Genomic DNA, 6361 nt, shown 5'->3' with positions numbered 1-6361 from the left:
TGTTTCAGTTTTTCTATTAAGCTCAACATATATTTGAAAAGTTGCCGGTCACTCCTCATTTTACCTGACAGTGATCGCTTTTACTTTTGATATTCTGATGGGAGAATGAAACAGCCCTAGGGTTGGGGGGGACACACCCTGCCCCCAGGAAAAGCTTTTTCAGCAAGCCCTAAATATTCTTGCCACTGCCCTTAGTTTATTACATTTAAAGCACTTATTCTTAAGATTAGCCGAATCTCCCCCAATCCCTTTACTGTTGCCTCTTGCCTCTTGCCTCTTGCCTCGTCTCAACAAGCAATTTAAATGCGCGGGCAGCTTATTATCTTCCCCGGTGTTAAAGTCGATAGCTTTATTGTGGCCATGGTTGCGGGGGCAGTTATCGGTTTAGTCAACGGACTGGTTAAACCGATTCTAGGGCTGCTTTCCCTACCGATTACTATTCTCACCCTCGGTGGCTTTATCCTTGTTCTCAATAGCTTTTGTTTCTGGTTAGCCTCGATCCTCGTCCCGGGATTTGCGGTTAAGGGTTTAGTGGCTTTTATCGGTGCGCCAATCGTCCTCTCTCTGGTCAACACCCTCTTAAATAAATACTTCGCCGAAAAAGGTTCCAGCGAAGTACCACAATAGTCAGTGACCAGTTATCAGTTATCAGTACCTTTAGTATAACACCTTTGATCCAAAAATCATACCTTCGTGCAGAAAAAAGGCCAAAAATAAATACTTCGCCGAAAAAGGTTCCAGCGAAGTACCACAATAGTCAGTGACCAGTTATCAGTTATCAGTACCTTTAGTATAACACCCTTTTTCGATCACTGCAAACTTTTTTCAAATTTTAGGCCAAGAATTTTGGTCCCAAACCGACTTTCGGCGCGTACACCGCCCGATCGCCCAATTCTTCTTCGATGCGTAATAAGCGATTATACTTAGCCACCCGTTCACTGCGACTGAGAGAACCAGTTTTAATCTGTCCGGCATTAGTAGCCACCGCCAGATCGGCGATCGTGGTGTCTTCCGTTTCTCCGGAACGATGACTGATGACAGAACGATAACCGTGACGGGTAGCCAGGGCGATCGTTTGTAGGGTTTCCGTCAAAGAACCGATCTGATTGAGTTTAATCAGGATCGAGTTAGCAATACCCAGATCGATCGCTTTTTGCAGACGGATGGGATTAGTCACCATCAAATCATCGCCCACCAACTGAATCCGCGCCCCCAGTTTATCGGTCAATAATTTCCAGTTATCCCAATCTTCCTCGTGTAAACCGTCTTCAATAGAAATAATCGGATAGCGATCAACTAAACTAGCCAAAAAATCCACCATTTCGGCGGGAGAATGGGAAGAACCATCGTAGAGGTATTGACCATCCTTATAGAATTCACTGGCGGCCACATCCATAGCTAAAGCCACCTCCGACCCCGGTTTATAACCAGCACGTTCGATCGATTCAATTAAAATATCCAAAGCTTCCTGATTTGAAGCCAAATTAGGAGCATAACCGCCCTCATCGCCCACACCAGTCAGTAATTTGCGTTCGTGCAAGGCCTTCCCCAAAGCGGCGAATACTTCCGCCCCCCAACGCAAACCTTCCTTAAAAGAATCGGCCCCGATGGGGAAGATCATAAACTCCTGAAAATCGACGTTATTATCAGCGTGAGAACCACCATTGATCACGTTCATCATCGGGACGGGTAGCACATTGGCCATCGGGCCACCGAGATAACGATAGAGAGGCAATCCCAGATCCGCCGCCGCTGCTTTGGCCGTAGCCAGAGAGACGGCTAGGATAGCATTAGCCCCTAATTCTCGTTTATTGGCCGTGCCATCGCGATCAATCATAGCTAAATCGATACTAGCTTGGTCGAAAGCATTCATCCCCTCCAAAACCGGGACAATTTTTTCGTGGACATTGCGAACCGCTTTCAGGACACCCTTACCACCGTAACGCTGGGGATCATCATCGCGCAATTCGTGGGCTTCAAAACTGCCCGTAGAAGCGCCACTGGGAACCTGGGCCAAACCGAGCGCCCCCGATTCTAGCAGCACTTCTGCTTCGATAGTGGGACGGCCGCGGGAATCTAGAATCTCCCTAGCTGCGATCGCTTCGATGGGAACTTCGATTTTATCTAACATAACTTATCGTCTCCAACTCAATTTACGGGGTAATTTCGGCTGATTACTAATTGCCTAAAGGGAAATCCACGTTGACAATCTGCTTTTGATCATCAAAAACGAGGATTAAAGTATCCGTCAGTTTTTCAAATTGAATCGTCACCAACACCAGAGCCACACCGTCCGTATCCGAACCTTTTCTGACCTGAGTTCCCACGATCCGACGCACGGGGCCGGTACGCTTAAGTAAATTCTCCCAAGCGCCTTGTACTCTGGTGGGGAAAACCTCAGCTTTCAGGAAAGGGTGTAAAAAACCTCGGGCCAGGCCGTAGTCTTTGTTGACCAAGGACGTGACAAAAGCATCGCCAATCTCAGAAATACTACGAAATTCGGGAAAATCGGCGGCAACTATCTGACCAGACCGGTTAAAGGTAATTACCACATCTTCAGTGAGTTTCTCAAATTCAACGGTGACAATCACCAAATTGGCATTGATAGCATCGAGTAGCTTGCTTTTGACAATGCGCTTAAACGGTCCAGTATTGTCAGTGACTTGGCTTTCCCAGACCTTTTGCAGTTTTTCGGCAGTCCAGAGGGGTTTTAGTTGGGGTGACAAAGCTGCAATAACTTTGTCGTATTGTTTAGTTCCCAACCATTCTACTAACTGCCGAGCTTGCTTTTCTTCTCGGACGGGATCACCAATAGCGATCGCAGTCGGTTCTAGGTTCGCCTGTACCGGTGAAGCGCTGAACGCGGTCCAAGGCAGGGAAAAACCAATTAAACACAAAGAGAGAATCGATACCCGTTTCGCTAATGAAAGCCGCATCATTTAAGCTATTGCTCCGCAAATAAATAACGTTTTTCCACTTGACGATTGAATTGATGCCATTGTTCATTAGTTAAAGCATTCAAGATCGCTCGATCGAGCAATATCTTTCCTCTTGTTATACTGGTTTAACGATTAAGACTACCGCCGAACGCGCTTGCACCCGATAGGTTTCCGATTCAATAGCGGCTGCGGCATCTAAATCACAGGCTGCCTCGGACAATTGCCAAGCAGTATCGATGACGCAATGCCATTTTTCCCCTTGTCCCAAGGGGGGTAACTGGAAGTTGAGAGATTCCCAGTAAGCGTTCAGCATAATGTGTAAATACTCATTCGCCTTGGGATGACGCAGGGAAAAAGCTAAACTGTGGGAATCTTCCGACCAATCGGGTTTACTCAACTGTACGCCATGCCAACTGAGATGGGGTTCAAGACTGGTATAGGTGACTTCTAGCAATTTTTCCTGACGGAAAAGAGCTAATTTTTGATTAAAATCGATCAGTCTCCTTACGAAACACCAAAGATCGAACTCTTGCTCTACCGCACTCCAATCGAACCAACTTAACTGGTTATCCTGACAATAGGCGTTATTGTTGCCCTTTTGGGTGCGTCGCACTTCGTCCCCCATCAACAGCATAGGTGTTCCTTGGGAAATAAACAGGATCGTTAAGAGATTTTTTATTTGTTGCAGTCGCAGGGTTTTAATCCTCTCGTTATTGGTTTCCCCTTCTACCCCACAATTCCAGCTAAAATTATCGTTGCAACCGTCCCGATTCTCCTCGCCGTTAGCCTCGTTGTGTTTCTCGTCGTAGGAAACTAGATCGTTAAGGGTAAAGCCGTCGTGACAGGTAACAAAATTTATACTTCTATTGACATCGGTATCGGGTCTGTGGTATATGTCGGGGCTTCCTAAAATCCGCGCCGCTAATTTGCTGACTATGCCGGCATCTCCCCGGACAAAAGCGCGCACATCATCGCGAAAAGGACCATTCCACTCGGAAAACCAATCGGCAAATTCGACAAATTGACCGACACTATACAATCCTGCCGCATCCCAAGCTTCGGCGATTAATTTTGTGCCGGCTAAGACCGGATCCGATTCGATCGCCCAGATCATGTTATAACCTTTTTGCAGAATCGGTTCCCCGTCCACATTGCGCGATAATACGGCCGCCAGGTCAAAGCGAAAACCATCGACGTGCATTTCCGACACCCAATAGCGCAAACAATCGAGAATCATTTTGCCAACAATCGGATGACTGCCCTTGAGGGTGTTACCACAGCCGGTATAGTTGCTATAGAGGCTTTTATCTTCCCCGTCGAGGATGTAGTAGGTGCGATTATCGATACCTTTCAAGGAAAGAGTCGGCCCGGTTTCGTCCCCCTCGGCGGTATGATTGAAAACCACATCGAGAATCACTTCGATCCCCGCTTTGTGTAAAGCTTTCACCAGATCCCGAAATTCATTCAAAGGACCCAGGGGTGAGCGATCGCTACTGTAACCGGCATGGGGCGCAAAAAAGCCGATCGTGCTATAACCCCAATAGTTAGTTAACCCCGGCATAGCGGCAGCGGGATCAAAGTAATGAATCGGTAACAATTCCACGGCAGTAATGCCTAGGTTGGTCAAATAGGGTATTTTTTCGATTAATCCCGCAAAAGTACCTCTTTTTTCCTCGCTAACGCCAGAATTCGGGTTACGAGTAAAACCACCGACGTGCATTTCGTAGATCAAACTGGCAGAGTAGGGAGTGCGTAGCGGTGCGTCATCTTCCCAATCGTAGCGGCCCGGATCCACTACCAGACCCCGCAAAGCTCGATGGCAATTATCGCCTTTTTCGCTGGCAGCTTGTCGATCATAAATTTCCGCACCGACAATCGCTTTCGCATAGGGATCGAGAACTACTTTATCAGGATCGAAGCGATGACCCTGGGCCGGATTATCCGGACCATAGACTCGATAAGCATACACTTGACCGACTCCAATGCCGTGAACGAAAATATGCCAATAGAAAAAAGTGCGATTTTCTTGGGGATTCAGACGAATAATTTGACTAGGTTGCGGGGAATTGGCATCATCAAATAATAATAATTCTATGGCAGTGGCATACTTAGAAAATAGTGAGAAGTTGACACCATCGGCCAAGACAGTCGCACCGACGGGATGGCTTTTACCGTGATCGGTTTTTAAGGTCATTGTCAAGAGATAAGAAGTGATTAGGAGTAGTATAAGATTATTCGGCGTTGCTGAATCAAGCTATGAATGCCAAATGTGTGTCCTATCCAAAAGTTAGTTTTGGTCTAGGTTTTAAAAATCTCACAAAATAAGATTCAGAACTCACATCAGCAACGCCAGATTTTAATGGAGATGGCGTGATTAATTTCCAAGACCTTGCCCTATTCAATAAAGCTCTCAATTTCCCGAGAGATCAAGAAAACAATTAGAGGAGTTGTAAATGAACTTTCCCGAATATTCTAGGCTTGATTAAGCCAATTGATTAAGTCAGCTTGACTGTCAAAGTCTAGCAATGCTTCTCCTAAGTCTTCTAATTTTTCTACTGAGAGTTTTTGGATAGTTTCAGTGATATGCGGGGGAAGTTCACCAAAACGTCGTTTAAGTAAGCGTAGTACTAGGTTGGCTTCTCCTTGTTGAATCCCTTCGATTCTACCTTTTTGAATCGCTGCTTCTCTATCTTGTTCGTATAAAGGGGCTAAACGCATAATAAATTTCCTCTCCTCCTGGGTTCTTTTGGGTAAGGCTTGCAAGTTCCTACTCAAATTGTATAATAATTTTAAGGAAGCTGATTTAAAGGGATGATTAGAAGACAAGGCCTCTAATTCATCAATCGCTCTGGTTCTGGTTCCTCCTCTACCTAATAATCTTAACCAAAGGGTTTCAGGGGTTTCAGGTAATTGATGCAGGACAATAATGGCTGTGGTTAATGCTGGGGCTAAAAAATAAATTCCTTCTCCCCAATCTGGATGATTGAGAGCGGAAAAAGCAGTTATAATTCTTTGACTGGCCGTAGGAGTTAGTATCCATAGTCTAGGGATATTTTCTGCTAATAAGGGTTGTTGATTGCGGTGAGCTTCTCTTTGTAATTGTTCCCGCACAGTCAACAGTTTAGATAAACAAGCGAGAATTCCCTCAATCGTGACAGGATTGCGATGGGGTTCCAATAAACAAGGGGTTTGAGCTAATCGACCCAATAAACCTAATTCGGGCGGCATTTCTGGGGAAGTCGGTCGAAAATAGACATCGATTTCTTGAGTTTTTGCCGTCACATCAAGGCTGGTTTTCACGTCACCGGAAGAAGAGAGAAAGGTTTCGAGGTAGTCTTTCACTAAATTTATCCCAAAGAAAGCGAGTCAAGACCTAAGTTATTAAATCAGTGATGATGATTATTTTATCATCTTCAAAGCCT

The 6361-nt window shown here is 45.6% G+C and carries 4 protein-coding genes and 1 pseudogene; 1 reads left to right on the top strand and 4 read right to left on the bottom strand.

Annotation, left to right across the window (positions count from 1 at the left end):
- Positions 1-303: 303 nt before the first annotated feature.
- Positions 304-627 (top strand): phage holin family protein, encoded by a 324-nt coding sequence (locus EWV68_RS01640; RefSeq protein WP_287168599.1) that lies wholly within the window; start codon positions 304-306, stop codon positions 625-627.
- Positions 628-832: 205 nt separating this feature from the next.
- Here EWV68_RS01640 and eno read toward each other — a convergent pair whose 3' ends face one another.
- The 4 genes and pseudogenes from eno to EWV68_RS01620 form a co-directional block, all read right to left on the bottom strand.
- A complete protein-coding gene (gene eno / locus EWV68_RS01635) occupies positions 833-2131 on the bottom strand; it encodes a phosphopyruvate hydratase (protein WP_061431939.1) in 1299 nt (432 codons plus the stop codon).
- Between the two features lie 46 nt (positions 2132-2177).
- On the bottom strand, positions 2178-2939 hold the full coding sequence (locus tag EWV68_RS01630; protein ID WP_287168598.1) for a DUF3887 domain-containing protein: 762 nt from the start codon (positions 2937-2939) through the stop codon (positions 2178-2180).
- A 115-nt stretch (positions 2940-3054) separates the two neighbouring features.
- Positions 3055-5133 (bottom strand): glycogen debranching protein GlgX, encoded by a 2079-nt coding sequence (glgX, locus tag EWV68_RS01625; RefSeq protein WP_287168597.1) that lies wholly within the window; start codon positions 5131-5133, stop codon positions 3055-3057.
- Positions 5134-5411: 278 nt separating this feature from the next.
- Positions 5412-6309: pseudogene (locus tag EWV68_RS01620) on the bottom strand (DUF4351 domain-containing protein).
- Between the last annotated feature and the right edge of the window lie 52 nt (positions 6310-6361).

The organism is Microcystis sp. M_QC_C_20170808_M9Col, assembly GCF_007095495.1.
GTDB lineage: Bacteria > Cyanobacteriota > Cyanobacteriia > Cyanobacteriales > Microcystaceae > Microcystis > Microcystis aeruginosa.
Note: the sequence above shows the minus strand (reverse complement) of the source record. Positions and strands in the feature narration are given on the sequence as shown.

Excerpts from the sequence above, each read along its gene's own strand:
- EWV68_RS01630 (WP_287168598.1), bottom strand. The coding sequence starts at position 2,939 with ATGATGCGGCTTTCATTAGCGAAACGGGTATCGATTCTCTCTTTGTGT.
- glgX (WP_287168597.1), bottom strand. The coding sequence starts at position 5,133 with ATGACCTTAAAAACCGATCACGGTAAAAGCCATCCCGTCGGTGCGACT.
- eno (WP_061431939.1), bottom strand. The coding sequence starts at position 2,131 with ATGTTAGATAAAATCGAAGTTCCCATCGAAGCGATCGCAGCTAGGGAG.
- EWV68_RS01640 (WP_287168599.1), top strand. The coding sequence starts at position 304 with ATGCGCGGGCAGCTTATTATCTTCCCCGGTGTTAAAGTCGATAGCTTT.